General features: G+C 54.1%; 17 protein-coding genes. 10 read left to right on the top strand and 7 right to left on the bottom strand.

Annotated elements, in window-relative coordinates; all coding sequences use genetic code 11:
• Nucleotides 1–44: 44 nt before the first annotated feature.
• The 7 genes from PLANPX_RS17650 (at nucleotide 45) to PLANPX_RS17680 (ending at nucleotide 11,285) form a co-directional block, all read left to right on the top strand.
• Complete coding sequence (locus PLANPX_RS17650) at nucleotides 45–1,676, top strand: glycosyltransferase (protein ID WP_152100005.1); 1,632 nt, start codon at nucleotides 45–47, stop codon at nucleotides 1,674–1,676.
• A 2-nt stretch (nucleotides 1,677–1,678) separates the two neighbouring features.
• Entirely contained in the window at nucleotides 1,679–2,062 is a 384-nt protein-coding gene (locus PLANPX_RS17655; protein WP_152100006.1) for an iron-sulfur cluster assembly scaffold protein, read from the top strand.
• 87 nt (nucleotides 2,063–2,149) lie between these two features.
• Nucleotides 2,150–3,790, top strand: coding sequence for a hypothetical protein (locus PLANPX_RS17660; RefSeq protein ID WP_152100007.1), 1,641 nt, complete (start codon nucleotides 2,150–2,152; stop codon nucleotides 3,788–3,790).
• A gap of 85 nt (nucleotides 3,791–3,875) precedes the next feature.
• Nucleotides 3,876–4,145, top strand: a complete 270-nt coding sequence (locus tag PLANPX_RS17665; RefSeq protein ID WP_152100008.1) for a hypothetical protein — start codon at nucleotides 3,876–3,878, stop codon at nucleotides 4,143–4,145.
• 20 nt (nucleotides 4,146–4,165) lie between these two features.
• Nucleotides 4,166–5,068 (top strand): sulfotransferase family protein, encoded by a 903-nt coding sequence (locus PLANPX_RS17670; protein WP_152100009.1) that lies wholly within the window; start codon nucleotides 4,166–4,168, stop codon nucleotides 5,066–5,068.
• A gap of 8 nt (nucleotides 5,069–5,076) precedes the next feature.
• Nucleotides 5,077–5,901 (top strand): iron-sulfur cluster assembly scaffold protein, encoded by an 825-nt coding sequence (locus PLANPX_RS28485; protein WP_152100010.1) that lies wholly within the window; start codon nucleotides 5,077–5,079, stop codon nucleotides 5,899–5,901.
• Nucleotides 5,902–6,890: 989 nt separating this feature from the next.
• Nucleotides 6,891–11,285, top strand: a complete 4,395-nt coding sequence (locus PLANPX_RS17680; RefSeq protein WP_172992147.1) for an RHS repeat-associated core domain-containing protein — start codon at nucleotides 6,891–6,893, stop codon at nucleotides 11,283–11,285.
• Nucleotides 11,286–11,644: 359 nt separating this feature from the next.
• On the opposite strand, the gene PLANPX_RS17685 is transcribed toward PLANPX_RS17680, so the two are convergent.
• On the bottom strand, nucleotides 11,645–12,397 hold the full coding sequence (locus tag PLANPX_RS17685; RefSeq protein WP_152100012.1) for a hypothetical protein: 753 nt from the start codon (nucleotides 12,395–12,397) through the stop codon (nucleotides 11,645–11,647).
• Nucleotides 12,398–12,600: 203 nt separating this feature from the next.
• Nucleotides 12,601–12,834: a helix-turn-helix domain-containing protein gene (locus PLANPX_RS17690; protein ID WP_152100013.1), complete on the bottom strand. Its 234-nt coding sequence runs from the start codon at nucleotides 12,832–12,834 to the stop codon at nucleotides 12,601–12,603.
• Between the two features lie 113 nt (nucleotides 12,835–12,947).
• Between PLANPX_RS17690 and PLANPX_RS17695 the strand changes: the two genes are divergently transcribed.
• Nucleotides 12,948–13,937: a DUF4339 domain-containing protein gene (locus PLANPX_RS17695; protein WP_152100014.1), complete on the top strand. Its 990-nt coding sequence runs from the start codon at nucleotides 12,948–12,950 to the stop codon at nucleotides 13,935–13,937.
• Between the two features lie 1,497 nt (nucleotides 13,938–15,434).
• On the opposite strand, the gene PLANPX_RS17700 is transcribed toward PLANPX_RS17695, so the two are convergent.
• Together PLANPX_RS17700 and PLANPX_RS17705 are read right to left on the bottom strand one after the other, a co-directional pair.
• Nucleotides 15,435–15,848 (bottom strand): helix-turn-helix domain-containing protein, encoded by a 414-nt coding sequence (locus tag PLANPX_RS17700; protein WP_152100015.1) that lies wholly within the window; start codon nucleotides 15,846–15,848, stop codon nucleotides 15,435–15,437.
• 187 nt (nucleotides 15,849–16,035) lie between these two features.
• A complete protein-coding gene (locus PLANPX_RS17705) occupies nucleotides 16,036–16,830 on the bottom strand; it encodes a DNA adenine methylase (protein ID WP_152100016.1) in 795 nt (264 codons plus the stop codon).
• Nucleotides 16,831–17,068: 238 nt separating this feature from the next.
• Between PLANPX_RS17705 and PLANPX_RS17710 the strand changes: the two genes are divergently transcribed.
• Both PLANPX_RS17710 and PLANPX_RS17715 read left to right on the top strand, forming a co-directional pair.
• Nucleotides 17,069–17,386 carry a hypothetical protein gene (locus tag PLANPX_RS17710; protein ID WP_152100017.1) on the top strand — a complete coding sequence of 106 codons (318 nt, stop codon included), beginning with the start codon at nucleotides 17,069–17,071 and terminating at the stop codon, nucleotides 17,384–17,386.
• Nucleotides 17,387–17,698: 312 nt separating this feature from the next.
• Complete coding sequence (locus PLANPX_RS17715; RefSeq protein ID WP_152100018.1) at nucleotides 17,699–18,277, top strand: hypothetical protein; 579 nt, start codon at nucleotides 17,699–17,701, stop codon at nucleotides 18,275–18,277.
• A 94-nt stretch (nucleotides 18,278–18,371) separates the two neighbouring features.
• Here the strand turns inward: PLANPX_RS17715 and PLANPX_RS17720 are convergent, their stop codons facing one another.
• The 3 genes from PLANPX_RS17720 to PLANPX_RS17730 form a co-directional block, all read right to left on the bottom strand.
• A complete protein-coding gene (locus PLANPX_RS17720) occupies nucleotides 18,372–18,581 on the bottom strand; it encodes a hypothetical protein (protein ID WP_152100019.1) in 210 nt (69 codons plus the stop codon).
• A gap of 29 nt (nucleotides 18,582–18,610) precedes the next feature.
• Nucleotides 18,611–18,883 (bottom strand): hypothetical protein, encoded by a 273-nt coding sequence (locus PLANPX_RS17725; protein WP_152100020.1) that lies wholly within the window; start codon nucleotides 18,881–18,883, stop codon nucleotides 18,611–18,613.
• A gap of 583 nt (nucleotides 18,884–19,466) precedes the next feature.
• Nucleotides 19,467–19,868: a hypothetical protein gene (locus PLANPX_RS17730; RefSeq protein WP_338034236.1), complete on the bottom strand. Its 402-nt coding sequence runs from the start codon at nucleotides 19,866–19,868 to the stop codon at nucleotides 19,467–19,469.
• Nucleotides 19,869–20,068: the final 200 nt, after the last annotated feature.

Genomic DNA, 20,068 nt, shown 5'->3' on the forward strand with positions numbered 1-20,068 from the left:
GCGGGAACTAGGAAGCCCTCTTGTTCGCTTGCCGGAGTGCTGCGATGAGTGCGCGTCCGCTAATCAGCCTCTGCATGATAGTGCGAGACAACGCGCGAACGCTCGGCGCCTGCCTAGAGAGCATTGCTCCATGGGTGGATGAAATGATCGTCGTCGACACGGGGTCGACTGACGACACGCGCCAGATTGCCCAGCTCGCCGGCGCGCAGGTCCACCAATTTCCTTGGTGCGACGATTTCTCAGCGGCAAGGAACGAATCTCTGCGGCTGGCGACGGGTGAGTGGCTGTTCTGGATGGACTCCGACGACACAATTTCGGAGGAATGCGGACGCCAGTTGCAAGAGCTCGCTATTGCGCCTTTAGATTTTGCACCAACTGCTTTTGTGATGCAGGTTCACTGTCCGGGACCTCCGGAGACATCCGATGTGACAGTCGTCGATCACGTGAAGATGTTCCGGAATGATCCTCGAATTCGATTCGAGGGGCGGATTCACGAGCAGATTGTCCCGGCGGTCCGGCGGATCAATGGCGAAATCCACTGGACGAGCATCTTCGTCACTCATTCTGGCTCCGAGCACACGGCTGATGCTCGCAAGCGCAAGCAGACTCGAGACTTACGGCTGCTCGAATTGGAATATTCAGAACAGCCGCAACATCCTTTTGTACTTTTTAATTTAGGGATGACCTATGCCGACATGGATGATTTCCCGCGGGCGGTTCGTTACTTAGAAGAATGCTTAACTGTTTCTGCGGCTGAAGAGTCGCATGTCCGTAAGGCGTATGCGCTGTTGGCTGGATGCTTGCAGCAAGTCGATCGCGATGAAGATTGCCGTGCATTGCTTGAGCGTGGCCTGCAGCTGTACGACAAGGACGCTGAACTACTTTTCCGATTGGGCGTTTTAGAGCAAAAGTTATCTAATCACCTAGCCGCGGTTAGCGCCTACACAACGGCTCTGGAGGATCATGGCGAACGTCGATTCTCGAGCCGAGATCGAGGAATCACAGGGTACAAGGCCCGACACAATCTTGCGGGGGTCTATCGGGAGATGGGCCGATTCGATCTAGCGGAACTGCAATGGCGATTGGCGATTCATGATGAACCTGCCTTCAAACCATCGTGGCAAAGCCTGATCGACCTACTCGCTGAGCAGAAAAAGCTGGTGACACTAGAACTTGAGCTTGAAAAGGCTGTCGAGCAGCAATGCTACGCGACTGGCGAGATCGCTGTTGGCAGAGCCAAGCTGCTGGCAGCGCGGGGCGAATATGGCGAAGCTATCAATGCGCTCGACGAGGCAATAGCTTGTTCGAGCGGTAATTCCTCGGAGGCTATGCGACTGAAGTGCCAGCTTTTGTTTGAGCATTTCTCGGCTGAAGACGCGGCCGTTTGGTTAGAGCGACTTTGTGAGATTATTCCTGAAGATGGCGCCGCTTGGCACAATTTGGCTACCGCCCATCAAATGACGGGCCACACTTCGCTTGCGGCGATTCATTACGAAAGGTCACTAGCACTACGGCCAGACGCGGCGAGAACGTGGATGCAGCTGGGGTATGCCCAGCGCGACCTAGGGAGAATTGAGGCGGCGCACCAGTCATGGAGACGAGCCAAAGAAATCGCGCCGCGTGACCCGTTCGTTTGTGCATTGGACGAAGCTTTAGCGTTTTCCGGGGAGCACTAATAATGTCGCGATTCTCCGAGACCTTACTAGAACACGCGCGTCATCCGCGGCACTTTGGGCGTGATGACGAAGCAGAATTATTCGGCCAAGCTGGACTGGAAAATGGTCCGCCTCGCGTTGAGATCTATCTTCGCGTCGCCAACGACGTGATTACGCGGGTGACGTTTTATGCAGCCGGGTGCGGCGTGACAATTGGCGCGTGTTCAGCGTTGAGTGAATTGATTGAGGGATGCACGTTGCGTGAAGCCGCGAGCGTCGACACATTGCAATTGACAAATGCATTGGACGGCGTGCCTAGCGACAAGGGTTACTGCCTGAACGTTTGCATTGCCGCGTTAAGAAATGCCTTAGCCCGTCGACTTCTAGGGGACTTACAGCCGCGATGATGAAGCCCCGCAAGCATCCACTACTAATGACATAATATCAAGCGAGCGATTTCATCAATTCGGCGCATCACTTGAAAGGATCAGTAAATGGCAAGTTGGATGACGTACAAAGGTCTCGAAGTCCCAGATACTCCCGTGGGTGATGCAGGCGTCAATTTGAAAGACGACCTGACTGTGCTTGCCGACCGCGCTCCCTACAATGCTGCCGCCAATCCAACGGTTAATGACGATTCCGGAGACGGATTCGTGGCTGGCTCGCAATGGTTTAACACGAGTACACAAACTCTATGGGTATGCACTAATTCGGGTTTAGGTGCTGCGAGGTGGCGTTCCCTATATCGGCGCATTGACAATGCGATAGTTCTAGCTCCTGACGCCGGCGTCGGTAGTGGTAGCGATAGCCGGGCGCTGCAACTCGACGATAGTGGAAACGCTCGCGGAGCGAATGCCGTCGATTTGCAACGAGTGAGATCCGTCGCTACACAAGTTGCTTTCGGAGCCAACTCGGGGATCTTTGCTGGGCACAATAATGTAGCTATTTCCGATAGTGGCGTCGTCGGCGGCGGCAAGAACAATAACGCAGGCGGCGGCGTCGGGGCCATCTCCAATATCGCCGTAGGCAGTCCAGCAGTAACCATCACTTCGACGAATCATGGCTTAATTACTGGTCAACAAATTCAAATCGCCGGGAGCAATTCAACGCCGGCAGTGAACGGGAACCGTTTTGTAACAGTCACAGGATCGAATACTTTTACTATTCCCGCCGCTGTCGCTATTGCTGGTAATGCTGGCAGTTGGTCTACAAGCGCTACCGCGGCTTATGCATTTGTTTCTGGCGGCGAGAGCAATCAAGCATTGGGCAAGTGGTCGCACGCTCAGGGACGAAGCACTATTAGTCTAGGCAACGGAGCACATACTGAAGGGGTCAGTACTACCGCTACTGGCGGATATTCCCATGCCGAAGGCAGCAATAGCACTGCGATTGGAAGCGGATCGCATGCTGAGGGGTGGTTCAGTACGGCCTCAGGGAATTACAGCCATGCGGAAGGTGCATTCACATCGGCAGGCTTATACGCCCATTCAGAAGGATACGGCACCTATGCTTTTTGGACGGCTCACGCCGAAGGGCAAGGGTGCGCTGCTCAAGGCGTTCCATCCCATGCAGAAGGTTTTGTGACCCAGGCTAGCGGTGCGTATTCTCATTCCGAAGGCGTATGGAGTACTGCAAGCGGAGAAGCCTCTCATGCTGGTGGCCGTAACAGCTCAGCAAGACTAACCGCCCAATGGGCACGAGGCTCCGGAGGCCATGACGATGCATTGGGGACTGCTCAGGCGACAATTTCAACGCTTTGGGGACGTACGACCAACGCAACCGCGACAGAGCTGTTGCTAGGGAGCACAATAGCATTGAGCCGATTCACGCTTGCGGACGGGCAGACACTATCTTGCTTTATCAATGTTGTCGGACGTAAGGAGAACGGAGCGGCGAATGATCATGCGTCGTTTTTACGACAAGCTTGCATCCGACGAGAGGGGGCTACCACATCTTTGGTAGGCGCTGTTCAGACCGTGGGCGCAGATATTAATCCAGCTGGCTGGGGCGGCATCGCAGTCACTGCAGACGACACTAACGAATCGTTGAAGATTGCCGTCACAGGCGCGGCTAGCACGAACATTCGATGGACAGCGACCGTGTTTGCAAGCGAAGCGGCTGACGCAGCAGTTTAGCGACTCAATTGGCGAGCCTCTGCATCGGCCTTTTCCATGCAATTACTCAATACAATCTATTAGCATCCAACACTAGGAGTTTTTAATGGGCGTTCTAAATACTCTCGCTCCCGCACAACCAACGGCGGATCAAGGCGCGCAACGGATCAAGCGGATGCTCGCGCAAACGTTCCAACAGGTAGAAGTCACGCTGCTTCAGCTCCGTCAAATTTCCGATCGACATGGCCCTACGGCCATATCAGCTGCATTAGGAGGCGACGCGGCGGAAGTGGCGGAGCTATACCGGTCGCTTAAATCGGTCGTTGAAAAGCATAAGCAAGGCGTCGCAATTCCAGACTTGACTATCAAACAATAATTATTCGATACGCCTAACCAATGGAAATTCCAATCCATTTTGTCGCCGGTCTGCCTCGTTCAGGTTCAACGCTGCTGTTGAATCTCCTCGGGCAGAACCCATCTCACCACGTCACGCCGACAAGCGGCCTCGTTGAATTGTTCGTGCAGCTCAAAAACCGCTGGCCTGAATTCATCGAATTCAAGGCTCAAGGACTTGAAAAGGTTAAGCCGCGGATTCTCGGCGCCCTTAAAGGATTGATGGCGGGATATTTCGAGAATGAATTGCTTTCCGGCCAAACCGTTTTCGACAAATCGCGAGGCTGGCTGCAATATATAGAACCCTTGGAGGAAGCCCTTGGCCGTCCAGTCAAACTCATTGTCACCGTACGAGACGTCCGGGCCATCGTTGCGTCGTTTGAAAAACTGTATCGCCAACGGAGCATTGAGTACCGCGAGGCAATTGGCCCAACATTCTATCAATGCCAGACGGTTCAGGGACGTGCGGAGGTACTATTGAGTTCTGGTTCTGTCTTGGGACTCTCGTTTGCACGGCTTAGAGATGCCCTGGCCCGTGGCGTTGGAGATCGATTGCTCATAGTTCCCTATCGCGCACTGACCGCTCGGCCCGAAGAGACTCTGGACATACTCCACGCAAGCCTCGGACTAATGCCGTTTAAATACGACCCGCAGAATGTCATTCAAATTACACGAGAAGACGACCACGTGCACGGGATGCCGCTCCACAAGATCCGTGGCCGTGTCGAACCGCCAGTTAACCAGCCCTGGGAGGGGATTCTGCCAGAGGCGTTATGTCGCGCATTGGCTGAGGAGTACGGTGATATTAATCGACTAGCCCTATACCAGCCAATCGAGCATAGGCCCTATCAAAACGTTGGTGATGAAAAAATCTCGCATAACGGCGTGCTCTCTCACTCACTCTAAAGCTTCGTATGGGCACAACAAGATACTCGCCTTTGCTGCTAGCGCATTTGCGCAGTCCTAGTAATTTTGGCGCAGACGAAGAAGCCACGCATATTGGAGGGGTGCTCAGTTCTGAGATCGCGCCAGAAATTATTTTCTATCTCCGAATGCAAGGAGAGCGAATCGACTCGATCCGATTTAAAACAGCAGGCTGCGCAGTCACGATTGGCTTGTGCTCAATCTTGGCCAGCAATATACATGGGTGGTTGGCTAACGAAGCCGCGGCGATAGACACAGCAACCCTGCAAGATTGGATCGAAAGTATACCCGCAGATCGACTCGGCTTGCTAGACGTGGTGCTTTCGGCTCTGCAAAATGCATTATCGTCATCTGATACGACGCAATTTGGCACGCCGGATGCCTCTAGCGCCTCCTTTCATGAATGCGCATCGCATAGTGCCGTCGCAATCACGCGACAATATCCACGCTTTGACACTCGCTTACCTGCTTGCGCAGCTCGTCACGACGTCAGGCCGAATACCGGAGTTTACTTCTGTGCTCACCCACAAGTATTTTCGCAACACAGCCATGTAACTGCAGAGCTGTGCCGTGTGTGTTCTCTAGCAGCTTTGCCGATGCCCGCAAATCTTCGGAAGTATCGAGAACTCCCAATTCATACTGGACCTTGCGAATACCTTGGTGAATTCCAAGAACTCCGTCCCTGCAAAACATGCCGGGGTAATGTAATGACAAAGGTCTTTAACTGTAACCACAGTGCTCACCGTCAGACGACAATGAAGGAGTGCGCAGCTTGCTACGATTACGTTGCCAAGCATGCTACTGACGCGGAGTAGAGCGAGAAGGAGCAAATTGCATGTCAGACATCGAATGCGGGTACTTCTGTGCGTGTCCTCTCTGTCGCAATGGGACGCCTACCAAGTTAGCGTTCGTTGTCGGGCAACTCACAAACAACATCCTTGAGTGCTGTACGGAATACCCCTACGGTACGCTGGAGTTGGAGTATTTTGCGGGCGGTATTGAGGCATGCAACTGGGCGACTTCGCATCCGCAAGTATCGTGCGCGTATTGGGGTGGCAGCGACATAGCGATTCAGGCTCCGCTAGTAAATTTAGCTATTTACGGGCTGACTGGAATCGATCAGCACGCGGGGATGACGAACGGTGGCGTGTACAGCTTCGGCTACTTCAAACATCAGCCTTCCTCGTCAATTGAATGCTTTGACAGTCATGTACTTCCATATGGCGACTGCGACATGTGTGAGGCTTGCGAGCCACCAGCGGGCTCCGCTGTTGTCTATGGGATGCATGGAGAGTCCGACAGGGAGTGTTACAAAATTACAACTTGCGCTGAGACTATACCTTGCGCTCAAGAATCAGCAAATTGCCCTCCGATGCCCTACATTGGAGCGCCGACCACTTGCTGCCAAGAGAGCGACAGTGAATGCGGGTGTGAATCCGGCGAAAGCGACGAGTGCAGCTCATGTGAGGTTGAAGTCTCCCCCCACTTGATCGAAATATTCGGATGTTGTCCGAGTTTTACCTGGCAGTGCCCCGAATATAGATCAGCCTCTTCTGGAGGCTCTGACAGCTCAGGAGGCGGCAACTGCAACAGCGGCGATTGCAATTCCACCCCGACGAGAGGGACTTTCTCAGACAATGCACTGTCGGATTTGGCGGGACTATTTCAGTATGTGCGAGACATTACTCGGCCTGTAATCCCCTCGCTTCAAACCGGCCCAGCTGGGATGAGTCCAGCGTGGGGATTTACGACCTACAGGATTGCACCGCCTGACGCGGGATCGCTTCAACCTCCGTTGTCCCTCATGTACAATTCAGTACATGCAAACCAAGATTCCGCTTACGGGTTTGGCTGGAGCAACGCACTGGAGCTGAGAATTGAAGGCGATCCTTCAGAGTCAGTTGTGTCGTTGACGAATGGAAGCGGACTACGCCTCAACTATGGCGCCACGACGGCAGGCGCATACCTGCCGCCCCCAAAGATCCCGCTTGCATTGAGCGGAGATTCCGGCACCAGTACTTTCGTCGCGACTCAACCCGATGGAACTGCCCTGCAGTTCGATAATTCATCTCCGCATCGGCTGTCTTCCATTACTAGTTCCGGCGGCGCGAAATGGACCGTAATGTACGACGGCACCCCTGAGAGGATGAGATCTATCCTGGATCCCAGCAATCGACGGACAACCTTAAGCTACGACGGGAATGGAAAAATTGCGTCGATCGTTCTACCAGACGGTCGGGAAACTCTATTCACTGTGACCGCTGGAAAGCTGGCCAGCACAACGACGCCGGAAGGTTGCATCACGCAGTTCAACTATCTCACGCAAGATGTTGGCGGCGAGGATTTTATTCATCTAAATTCGATAGTCGATCCAGCTCAGCATGCAACGACATACAGCTATGACAGCAGTGGCTGGTGCAATCAGATTGCTCACGCTGACGGATCAGTCGTATCAATTAGTTATTTGGACTGGAATAACGCCGTCGTCGAGATGGTTGGTTCGCTAAGCGAATCAACGAGTACATGGATAAAGTACAATAGCGCTCGGAACGTCGCGAGTTGCCAGACAATTGGAGGGTTGCCGACCACCTTCATTTGGGACAACGGCATTGTTGCCGGCGTCCAAGACCCGAGAGGTTATCTCACTACCTTCACGTACAAGCAATTGCTGTCTTCAGCACGCGTCCTCGACTCGGTCACTAACCCTGATGGGGGTGTTTACACAATTCAGTATGACGCAAGCGATCGTGTAGAGTCTCTAATTGATGCACGTGGAAATCGCAGCACAATTACATGGGATGGGTTTAAGCGAACTGAGCTTCGCGATGCGATTGGCAATCGATGGACCTATGTCTACGACGGGCTTAGCCGTGTCTGCGGAAAAATCAATCCTTTGGGAGAACGAATCACCTTTCACTACGACACCCTTGGCAATCGCGATTTTACGCAAAACGCCCTCGGGGAAGTATCGACTTCTACCTACGAAAACGGACAACGCAAGTCGATTCAGAATGCTGCGGGATATATCACAACCTTCATCCGAGACGACATGAATCGGGTGGTTCGGAAAATTGACGCTCGCAGTTACGCGACAACATTTACTTATGGGATTAACTGCAGGATATCGCGTATCGAGAACGCACTTGGAGTGCGTACATCCTTTCAGTATGACGAAATGAATCGTCTGCGAGCCACAGTCAATGGCCTTGGTGAACGCACCACATTCGGCTACGACGGTTTAGGAAACTCAAACTCTATGCAAAACCCGCTTGGAAGTGTTACCACTCAATTATACGACGCCAATCGGCGTGTCGTCGGAGTTGTGAATGCTTTGGGCTGCGTGTCGACGCTCTCGTACGACGCATCTGGAAATCTGAGGTCCATCGAGAATCCGCTGGGATATCGTACTACAACGCAATACGATTCGATGAACCGGCCTCGTGCTCAGATGGATGCAAGGGGCAATGTCACGACATTCCAATACGACCTAAGAGGGAGCAGAACGAGTTTAGAAAACGCGCTCGGCCAGCGAACCACAACATCTTACACGCCGCTCAATCGCGTTGAAGCGCTCGAGGAGCCTTCTGGAGCGATCACCACCTTCAATTATGACGCTGCGGCGCGGCAAAAAGCGATTTGGAACTCCCGCAGCTATGCGACTACGTTCAACTACGATGGCGTTGGACGCCTAAAATCCGATATAAATTCGCTCGGCTACCGAGCGACCTACAGCTATGACGCGGCTGGAAGGCGAGTTGCCGTGCAAAACTCGCGAGGATTTTCAACGACGACCCAGCGCGATTCCGTTGGCAATGTCGTCGCAACGGTAGATCCTTTGGGTTACTGCACCACTACCACCTACGACCCTCTCAATCGTCGCATCAGCGTTTTGAATGGCCAAGGTCACGTTTCGACGATGTCATACGACGCAGCCGGAAGAGTTACTGGGACGCAAAATCCGCTCGGCTTCCGCACGACATTCGCCTACGACGCAGCGGGCCGTCGGCTGGCGATCTGGGATGCGGAGAACAATCGCACGACAACTGTTTATGACGCCGCTGGTCGCACTCAGGCTATTGTCAATGCCCTCGGATGCCGTACGACGATGCAATACGATTTAGCCGGCCGCCGCGAGACTCTGCAGGATGCCAATGGGTATCGCACAACTTTCGAATACGACGCAGGTGGGAATGTGTCCGTTGAAGTTGACCCATTAGGGCGTCGCACCAGCTTCAGTTACTCTGCAACTGTCCAGCTGAAGTCGAAGCAGGATCCTCGAAATGTGCGAATCACCTACGTTTACGATTCAGTCGGGCGCCAGACAGAGCAAGTTTTTAGCAGTGGATTGCGATATACTTTCACTTACGACTCGATGGGCAATCGCTTGACAATGATCGACGGCAGTGGGGCATCCGCTTATGAATATGATGCACTTAATCGTCTTTCGGTTGCAGTTACTCCTTCCGGACAGCGGATTACGTATGGATACGATCCCGCTGGGAATCGGGCAAGCATGGTAGAGCCGACCGGCGGTAGGTTCACATATGCTTACGATGCCGTCGAGCAATTGACAGCGATTGATAACCCATTCGCTGAGCGGACTACTATTACCTATGACGAGGTTGGCAGGCAGAAGTCCACTTTATTCGCTAACGGAATGCAGACGTCCAACACGCATGACGGTGCCGGACGGCTGACTCAAATCGATTATTGGCGAGATACATCGAGCAACGCCAATTGGGTCAATTGGGAATTGCCTGACTGGGTCGCAATGGATTTATCAGATTGGCTGGAATTCGAGCTAGAAGGCTCCGGAATTCTGGATCAGGTGGTTTATCAACACGACAACGTGGGTAATCGAACTGCGGTTGCAGAGCATAATGGGAGTGTGACTACATTTATCTACGACACCACCTATCGCTTGACTCATGAACATCGCACGGGAATCGCCGCATACCAAATCACACATTCGTACGACAGCGTTGGAAATCGAAAAGTAGAAGTTGCCGATGGACTACGAACGACCTTCAATTACGATCCCTCTAACCAATTAACCACTAGTACTGATCCATCAGGCGCTACTACGTCATATTCATACGATAACGCTGGCAATCTAACGCAAGAAGCGAGTGCGGCCGGAACAACGGTCAACACTTGGAATGATGATTGTCATCTAGTCAAGGTGACGCAACCGGGTAACGTCGTCACCACGATGGGCTACAATGCGTATGGGCTGCGCGTCACGAGGGAAAGCGAGGGTGGAATCACCAAAAGCCTTTGGGACCTGCAGAACGTCTTGACAGAATCCAACGAGGACGATGCAATTTTGGCTACATACACGCTCGCCCCCCGGTCGTATGGAAAGCTATTGAGTCTTAATCGCGGCGGCACCTCGAGCCATTTCGCACTATCAGATGCATTGGGATCCGTCATTGGATTAACTAGTTCTACCGGAAGCATTAGCGATTCTTATAGGTACAAAGCTTACGGAACTCCAATCTATGCGTCAGGAACCACTGTCAACCCTTTTCGCTGGGGTGGTAGATCGGGATATCACTTTGACAGCGGCTTAGACGAGTACTATGTCCGGTCTCGTTACTATAGCCAAGCGACGGTACGCTGGGTGTCCCACGATCTTGCTGGGGTTTTTGCCGGTCTCAATAAGTATCTTTACTGCTGGAACGTCCCAACGCGTTTCCTTGATCCTTCAGGTCGCTTTGGCGTCGACGACGCTTGTGAATTCGCCAACCAGAAAGGACAGGGGAGGGATGCGGTGGACTGCGCATGCTGGTTGGCAGGGCTATTGGATATCGTGCCTTATCCTCCAGTTGGTGCTAATCCTGTAATTGAATTGGCTGATTGCCTCTGCAATGGGTTGACTAGTTTTCGCGTATATTGTGGATGTGGCTCAGTCCAAGATTCATCATTCCTCGCCTCGGCTGCGCTTACCGGTATCGATTGTTTATCGTTGCCGGTCGGGACAGCAGCTGGGTGCGCCGTAGGTTGCTTAGTGGGCGGTCTAGTTGGAATGCCACTAGTGCTTATAGGCGGTCCAGTTTTCGGATGCTCCATCGGCTCAGCCATAGGTTGCTATTTCGGTGATTTCCTATTTGACGTGGGCGCGCTTATCGGCCAACTTGAGTTATCTGATAGTGAATTAGGCGATGGCTTCGACGCTTGCCAACGCGCCGTTGGGTAACTGTGAGAATAAATCCATGTCTAAACTAGGCAGATCGCCTTATCTAATTTGGGGTTTACTACTTGGAGGGAGCATGCCTGTGGAGTTCTGCTGGGTGTTATGGGATCTCCACTACTACGGTTCAATTAGATTACTGCTTGGGATAGCGATTTTCGCTACGATCGTTTGCCTCACGTACAACACATACAAGTATGCGAAAACGCTCAGACGTGGTGTGGCTGGCCAGTGGTCGGAGTACGATCATGTCGGTAGATCGAACATGTTTTGGACAATGCGATTAAATGGATTGCTGGTTACTTTGTTTGCCGTCGGCATTGCGATATCGCTAGCGTCCGAGTCTCCTGATCACTGGGGGGCTTTTATATGCGCTTGGAGTCTCGTCTTGATTCTTTTCGTACTCGGAATCGGATGCTTCGTATTGACACTGCCCGGCAGGAGACGCTTATAACCTCGGATGGGGAACGGCTGGCGAACGTCAGGCATTGCGAATCGCCAAACGCCCATTTACTGAATTGCTTTTCTGACGCATCGCGAGACGTCAAAAAAACTTCCGGCTGTAAGGAAACCTTGGTCGATTCGATGATCGCCTTCCATCGATGCTCAATGTCATCGGTGTCCGACGGTTGAAGGCCTAATAGTTGCGCAAACCAAACTCCAACGGCCGGCGCTGTCTCTACCCATTGCTCAATGTCATCTGCGTCGTATGCGCGAACTTCCTTCCAACACCCATTTGACGCTTGCTCGTCAGCCCACTTCTTCTTGTTCTTCCAATGTCGAGGGGTGACTGCAATGTAGCCGGACTCGGTCTGATGTGCTGGTGATGTTTCCTGCGTGCGCTTCTCAAAGTCATCGTCGGCTTTACTTTTTACGCCTTTGTTGACGCCGAACTCCCATACAGACTTGCCGGCTGGTACCCAGGCATTTCCCGCCTCGCACGTAATGGTCCCGTCAAAACCAGATCGCTGGGTCGATTCACCAACGGGAAAGTCGATCTCAGAAATATCTGCCAAGGTCGTATGCGCGAGACGGCGTAGTACGAGCGGGAGAGTTGATCGCGAAGTGAGTTGATTTGCCCATCTTTGAATTGCCAACGCGGTGACTAGCTGATTCATGTGAACATCCAACTGGCCTTTACGCGCGATCCTCGGAAGCTTAGTACTGAACTAAAGTCGGGGCGCTTCGGTCTCGCGTGGAGCGAGACACCATCAATCATCAGGTCGATGCAATTAGAGTCGCGCGCGTGAAGATTGGGTCCAAGTGCGACTTACACTGTCTCAGCTCGGAGAGAGTGGGGCAAGGAAGGGGGGCCGTGCAACTAACCTCCCGCTTTTTCCGCCCGCTTGATCAATTCTGACACCGGCAAACTGAGTTCTCGGCAGAGCTTCACCAGCATCTCCAGCGTTGGAGATTTCTGGTCATTCTCCAGATAAGAAACGTACGTCCTGTCGACGTCGGCCGCGAATGCGAGCGCTTCCTGCGTCATCCCCGCCTTGAGGCGGGCATCTCGCAAAACTCCTCCGATCAGAAGTGTGTCCCGGCGTTTGGCCATGCCGGGAGTATCAAGTCTTGGTTCGGGAATGTCTGTCGACTATAGTCGATATTCAGGTGCGGCTAGAAGACTTCTCAAATTGCGCCCAATAATGCCTCAAGAAGGAAATCAGCATGGCCAACTGGTTCGTGAGTGTAGGAGATAGAGAACAGGGGCCGTTCGTGGACGCTCAGATTCGAGAACTGGCTCGCAATGGGAAGCTGACGCCAAAAATGAAAGTACGTCGCGAGGGGAGTGACCGGTTCGTCGAAGCAGGAAGCATTCGGGGGCTGTTCACCACAGTTAGCACCCCAACTCCAGTTGCTTCCTCTCCTCCAGCGCCGGCAGCGCCCTCGACTCTAAAACAGCTTCAAACGATCGACCTCCCCGCGGCGGAAAGAGCCATCGGTCTTAAGGCACACCGACTCGCGGTCGTCGCGAGCATGGCTGGGAAGCGATACGCCAAATTAGCCAGCATTGACGATAAGATCGCAAAAGGTGAAGCAGAACTCGCAGCTGCTAAGAACAAGTTCGAAACATTCGCTGTGACCGCAACCCTCAAGGCGTTACGAAAGACTCAAGCTCAGCTTCAAGAAGAGGTGGGCCGCATCATTAGGTTACATCCGAGCGACGACGCCATCCGCCGCTTGGGGACCGAACTCTCAGTCGCTCAAGCGATCGCAGACCGCCTTGTGAAGATGGGAGGAAAACCTAAATACCATCCTGGGCCAGTGGCGATTGTCTTCACGGGGCTAGTAGTCGTGGGCTTCGCCGCGCTGATGGTTGCAATCAGTCCGCCTATATCCAAAGGCGAGGGCGATGCAGGGCAGGCAATCGTCGCTTCGCAGGAATTCGTTCGTAATTCGCTGCAACATCCGGGCGCGGCGGAATTTCCCTGGTTCGGGGCCATGGCCGAGCCGCTGAAAGACAATCCTCGTGTATGGCGGGCGATCGGAGAGGTGGAAGCATCAAACGCATTCGGGATGAGAAGCACAATCAAATGGAGTACCCTCGTCTACCTCAAAGACGCTGATACAGGAGGAATTGGCGATTGGGAGTGTTGCTACCTTTCGCTTGACGGGAAAATGATGCATGTGCAGCCGATTCCCAAGTATCCCCCTTAATAATTCGTTAACTAGAGTGGAAGCACTGGTGATCAGCGGATATATGGATGTTCGGCTTCGCACTAATCGTTCCCCGGGGGCTAGTTGTCGGACAGACCGCTTCCTAGGGACGGCAGCTGACTTCTACCGTCATCCCGACGCGTTACTCCCGTCGTTGCGTTTGCTAGGCAAACCGCGTTGATGCGGTCGCTACTGCAAAAGAGGGGGTCAGAGCCCTCGTGCAGAAGGCGCGGGAACGCGTCACCATTGCACTCTTGAAGCAGTATCTGTGCGTGGAATTATTAACGCTCGATCTAACTCTGGAAAGTCGGTAGCGGCTAATGTAATTCCATACGATTCCGCGAGTAAGATCGCGAAGCTGCAGCCCTCCCCAGAGAGTGTTTGCTATAGAAGATGATAGCCGCGTGAGCCTCTTCTTTGCGTCCCGTTACGCCTCCTTTGGAATGCGTGCCTCTCCCTCGCCCGCGACCGAAAACGCAAAGAAAGCCAAACGGAGGCCTCCTCTGCGGACGCTACGCGAAGGCGGTGGTGATGCGTCACGGCGCACTACGTTCGCATTGTTCGCTAGGAATGCCCCCCGGCCTCACGAGGGCGGGATAGATTTTGCAGATCTCGCGTCCGACTTTCTTGTTTGATCGCTCCATCGCTAGGGTCATCAGCACTCGTGAAATTACCTCGTCCTCATCCGGGCATAGCCGATGGCAGTTGAACTTCCAATCATCCCAGACCTCAATCACTGGGTAGTGGAGCGTCAGTTTGTTCTCTACCCAGTACGATAGATCCTGGGACCAGCGTGCCCGTAAGGGGTAGCGATCGAGCAATTGAGCCGGCTTGATCAGGGGATAGCTTCGTTTAAGTTCTTCGAATTCCTGGGATGTGTACCTATTACCTCTCGGGTCGAATGGAAGATCAAGGGGCTGAGACGTTTTCTTGAACCGAGCAGACTCTCCCCAGGCCTCGACAAGTCTATTCCACTCCTTTGGGCTGAAAGGGTTTTTACAGGTTCGGATTCTCCATCGCTTCCGCAGCTGATTTATCCATACCCCGTTCCCACCGCCTCCATCTAGCAGCCACTTGAGCGCTTCAACTTTCTGTTCATTAACTGTCATATTATTATGTGTCCTTGTGAGTAATGCCGACGGCTGGAATTCCGTGCGGCCGAGGGTCTCAGATATTTACCCTTCTCGCGAGTGCTCCTTCCGGCATGCAGCCCCTCGGGCTGCATTGGGCCGGATGAGGAGCTGGCTCGCGAAGTTATCGACTCTCCGAAGTTCTAGGTTATTGATCCTTCTGGTCTTCAACGGGCCTAACTTCTCAAACTAGCTTGCTGGTTATGCGGCTATCGCAAGCACTGAGATTCCGCAATTGTCGAAGTTAGTGGCCTCCGCTGGGGGCTGCGGCCACACTTCGACGGTGCGGTTTTCAAAATGAAAGGGAGGTTGAAGGGGAGACCTGTCTTTTAGATTGAAAACGTTCCTGCATCCCTAGCGGACATACTCAGCGTGTCGTGCCATGGACATATCCGGCGGCACTCATGCAATGTCCTGCATACTCTTGATTGATTCGCTTGTAGTCCTTCCAGGCAGGTGCCTTCGGGTTGAGCGTGTAGATCGTGTAACGGTGCTTACTATTTGCGTTGATCTTGGGATGTCTTAACCGCATCTCCAGAGCTCCCACCGTCACGCTATGAAATAGCTGTAGCTTCTTCGCGGTGCGTAGAGCCCGGTTGACTGCAGACCGTCCGTAGCCGGATGCCCGCTGAATTGCTGCTTGTGATGGCCAGCATTCGTACGTGTCGCGATTGCAGTGCGAGAGGAGGACGGAAATCACGCGGAAGGGGCAGTGCGAGACGGGTTGAAGCAAGAACTTGCTGCGAAGTTTGCTGAGGGCAATACTCGATTCTCTAGACATGGCAGTTTCTCCGGTGGAATACAGCTCGGCCCCCGCCAGGGATAACTGCAAACTCCTGACGGGGGCCGGTTGGTTGGCTGGGGGATAGCGATGCGCAGTTTTTAGTAACGACGGGCGAGCTGTTCCAACCAACGTGCCGCGTCGTACAGGAGATTTGCTCAAGGCAACGACAACGAGCTCTGGCCGCTTAGAAGTTCATCCAGACGCGTTCGAACATCCGACGCTTCGAGTTTCCTCCTGCTGCATGATTGGCGATATCGAAGTCAACCGACCTCCAATCTCCATATAGTTCTTCGTACAGTTCCGATGGATATCCAGAGAGGACGACCTTAGACCGGCACCGCATCAGAACTGCCGCTAAGTCTCGATGGTCTTGGTCGGTCATTTCGAACTCGTAGATTGCCCTACTACCCTTAGCACGAGTGGCGTGAACGTAGGGAGGGTCGCAGTAAATCAGCCCCTCTGGATAGTCGAACTTGTTAATGGCCTCGATCGCGGGGCGATGCAGGATCTGGATACACTGCAAGCGGGCGATAATTTCAGGCAGCATTTCGATGGCAGACCACCAAGCATTCACGTCTCCGGCGATGCCGCCGCGGGCACGCGTCGTCGTGCAACTCCACGTTTTGCCTTGCCCGCCGAATGATTGCCGCCATCTCACGAAATCGCACACAGCCATATCGAGATCTGAAGCCGAGGCGGAATATTCTTGGCAGGCCTCGAACTCCGCTTCAGAGTAAGGCGTGAATGCGAGCTTAGCGGCAAACCGATCCCCCTCGTCGCGAAGCACACGAAATAGCCGGTTAATCCGTGGGTCGAGATCGTTGTACGCCTCGACGTCCACAGGCTTCTTATTGAGTAGCACGGACGCGGCACCACCGAAGGGTTCAAGGTAGATCCGGTGCTCTGGAAATAGTTCGATGATGCGGGAAGCAAGGTAGTGCTTGCCGCCATGCCATTTAACTGGGGGTCTAAGTTTCATGCCCGAGATTTGCCTTAACGCGAACGGTGCGATCAGACATCAATGCGGTCTGAAACGCCCTGTTCGAACGCGGCGTCAAATACATGGCACGGAGCTAGAACTATGGCTGGAGCAATCTAATGTCGTGTCATACGTCGAGCATGGTGTAGTCCCGCCGGTCGAGAACAACGAGTTAGTCATGGAATAGAGTAAACCTCTCATTGGTATTTGGTGGGATAACGGTGCGACGCTCGTGGCCGTGTCGCATCCACCGACTCAATGCGTTTCACGCACGGGGAATCTGCTGGACAGCGACCTGGAGCATTGGCGCGAGTGGCCGAAGATCTGCTGGAGCATTAACAAATCTCCCTCCGACGAGTACTTTGGCGTTCCCCGCGGCCGCGTGCTGTACGACACAGGGGAGGGTAGGGGCGTCATCTACCACGGCAGTGCCACCTCACCGGTACGATTGAATGATGTTGCCGAAGCATTCCAGCTAAACGCGTGGGTCGCCGCCACTGACCTACACTACGAGATGGGTGACATCGTTGACGAGATGTTCGACGATGATGATTAGTAACGTCGCCAGCCCGAGTGTCATGAAGGCCAAGGGGCTGATCGCAGGACGGTCGATCTCGAAGTTCACGCTGTGATTTGACTGAAGGATAGAGCAGCTCGCCTATTCTCAAAGATTCCGGCTCCGATCACTATTCTCAAAGGTGGCCCGACGGCATGTTCTCGACGACGGTGGCGAAACCATTCTCACACCTTTGAGGACAATTGTTCTCAAATGGTCCCTTGGGAATGGCTCGATCGCCCGGCTTGGGGAATCTCGTCAGTCAGCTCGTGCTAAAAGAAGCAGTTCTCCTCAACCTTTTGGAGCTGCCCATTGCGTCGATTCAACTGCACCACCCACCTGACGCCCGACGATCCCAAACGCCAGCGAAGCGAGCTTTACGGCAAGTTCCGCACCGACGCAACGAGTCCGCACGAAGTTGCAACGGGGTTTCTCGCCACTCTTCACGATGGCGTGCTGCTGAGCGTCGACGGTCGCATAGACTCGCAAGATCTTAAGCAGAACAAACTGCGCCTCACCTATTCGTTCGGGCTGCCCTTCCCCGGCACGGCTCTAGTCGAGATGCAAGAGATCGAAGAGAAGCTGACCCATCCGCTCACGCAGGAGGGATTCGTCGCTTGGGCGGAGGATCGAGTCGTCGCCGAACCGACCGTTGAAGGCAAACCTAACTCAGTAGAGTTAGAGCTGGCCGGCATCCTTCATGAACGGCTGGTCGAAGGAATGTGCGAAGAGAAGACCAGGGATTTGCAGGCTTGGCTCGGCGACATTCTCTGGTCGGGGCACAGAGGCTACAGCGAGATGTCGCGCGAAGAACTTTTGGCCCAGTTGCAAATCGAGTACATAGACGACGCCGAAGAGGCGTTCGACACGGTCGAGGACGCCCTCGAATAGCTCGAAATTGACGGCATCAACATCAACGGCGGAGGGGGACTAGCTGCCAGCCTCCGCCGTGACTGTATATGTCGTAGTCGTCGAATTCGCCGCACTACTCGAACGGCTTGACCTCTTCAGGAACCATCGACAATTCGCCGAGGACATCACCCATTGCGTCGCAGACGTCGAACCCGCTCCACTCCTTCGCCGGATCCCAGAGGAATTCATCCGCCTCTTCGTCATACCGCAGGTAGAGAGCCTGCTGCAACTCGTTGACGATGCGTTCTAGTTCATCGCGGCTGAGATCTTTAGGGCGCTGCAACGTCGACTCCCGAATTGAAGGTGATCAGGCTAGGAATTGCGGTCGTTGCTGAAGATTCGCCGCAGCATCAGGAATAGTCCGAAGCCGAGGGCGACTGTCAGCCACCATCGCGTCCGACCGCTTCTCGCAGGGACTGGAGGCGTTTCTACCGGCTGCGTCCCCCGCAGATCGTCGACAATCCGTTCGAGCACCGACGCGCATTCCGCCAACTGGGCTGTACTAACTCCGGGCTGCCGTATCTTCTGGGCCAATTCGGCAAGAGTATCTTGAAGCCAGTCGGCCTCGACATCGGGATCGATCACGAATGTGCCTCCGTAACATCGGGCGAGCCGGCCACGTCTCGTCGCTGCCAGCCGTAGCGGTGCGACTGGTACGCTGACCAATCAATCTTCCTTGTCTCTCTACTAGCACCGGCGCCCTCTTCATCAAGGTGGGCAAACGGATCAGGACAGAGGGGACGTTCCAGTGCCCGTTTGCCGATCCAGACGCTCTCACTTGTGTCGTGCAGTTCTAGCCCTTCGAGCCAATGCATCGGCAGGACTAATTGAGCGTCGCCCATCGGTTCGATAAGAGCGAACCAGGGGCGAGCGACTCGGAGTTTCCACTCGGTCTCGGGGATGCGTACTCCCGATCCGGCAACCGCCTCTAGCAGTTCTAGAACACGAGTATTGGTAAGCCCAAGTCGATCGATGCCGAGACTGGCGAGTCGTCCTGCGAAGAACTCCCACCCGGCAGGCAGTTGGCGGGTGAATCGACAGACTTGGACCCAACGCAAGCATAACTCGCGCAACTCGCTGTCGAGCCCGTGAATGTAATGAAGATAAGTTGACGCGCTCCCGGGGTTGCCATCCGGCGCACTTGGCGTTGGAAGAGAGCGAGGCTGCATCACAATTCCGGGATGTCGTGCTCGTTGGCGTCTGGATGCTCTGCTCGCAACGCAGCATCGTGAGCGAGAAGTGATTCGAGATCTGGCGTCTTGTAGTGGGGGCCCTTGAAGGCTTTTCCGAACGCAGTAGTCACGAGCGGAAGCTTCGAGCAGTTGCTCTCGTGCACAGCCTCAAACACTTCCGAGAGTGGAATCCCGCTGGCGACCGCATCTCCGCAGAGCACATACAAGCGGTCGCCGAGTGCATCGGCTGCGGCCGGGAGGTCGGCTTCGGCATTCGCCACCAGCCACTCCCCCAACTCCTCAATCGCCATGGCTGCTCGGCTCAGCAAGACGTCTTCCGTGCCATTGGCTGCTGCGGCCAACTCCTTCGACAACTCCAGCAGTCGGCTGCCAAACATCAATGCCGATGCCGGATCGCATTTCAAAGTGCGGGGCGTCGCGGCGATCGGGGCCTTGATGCGCTGGTGAAACAGGCGTACCAGCGAGACGCAGCTCCGAAGGGAGAGGAGGTCTCCGTCTGGGAGAGAGTTGGGCACCTATCCACCTACAAGGGGGTAACCATGGCGGGGAAGTTGGGGAATGGGCGGGTGGGTCGTCA

This window comes from Lacipirellula parvula (genome assembly GCF_009177095.1).
In the GTDB taxonomy this organism is placed as follows: domain Bacteria; phylum Planctomycetota; class Planctomycetia; order Pirellulales; family Lacipirellulaceae; genus Lacipirellula; species Lacipirellula parvula.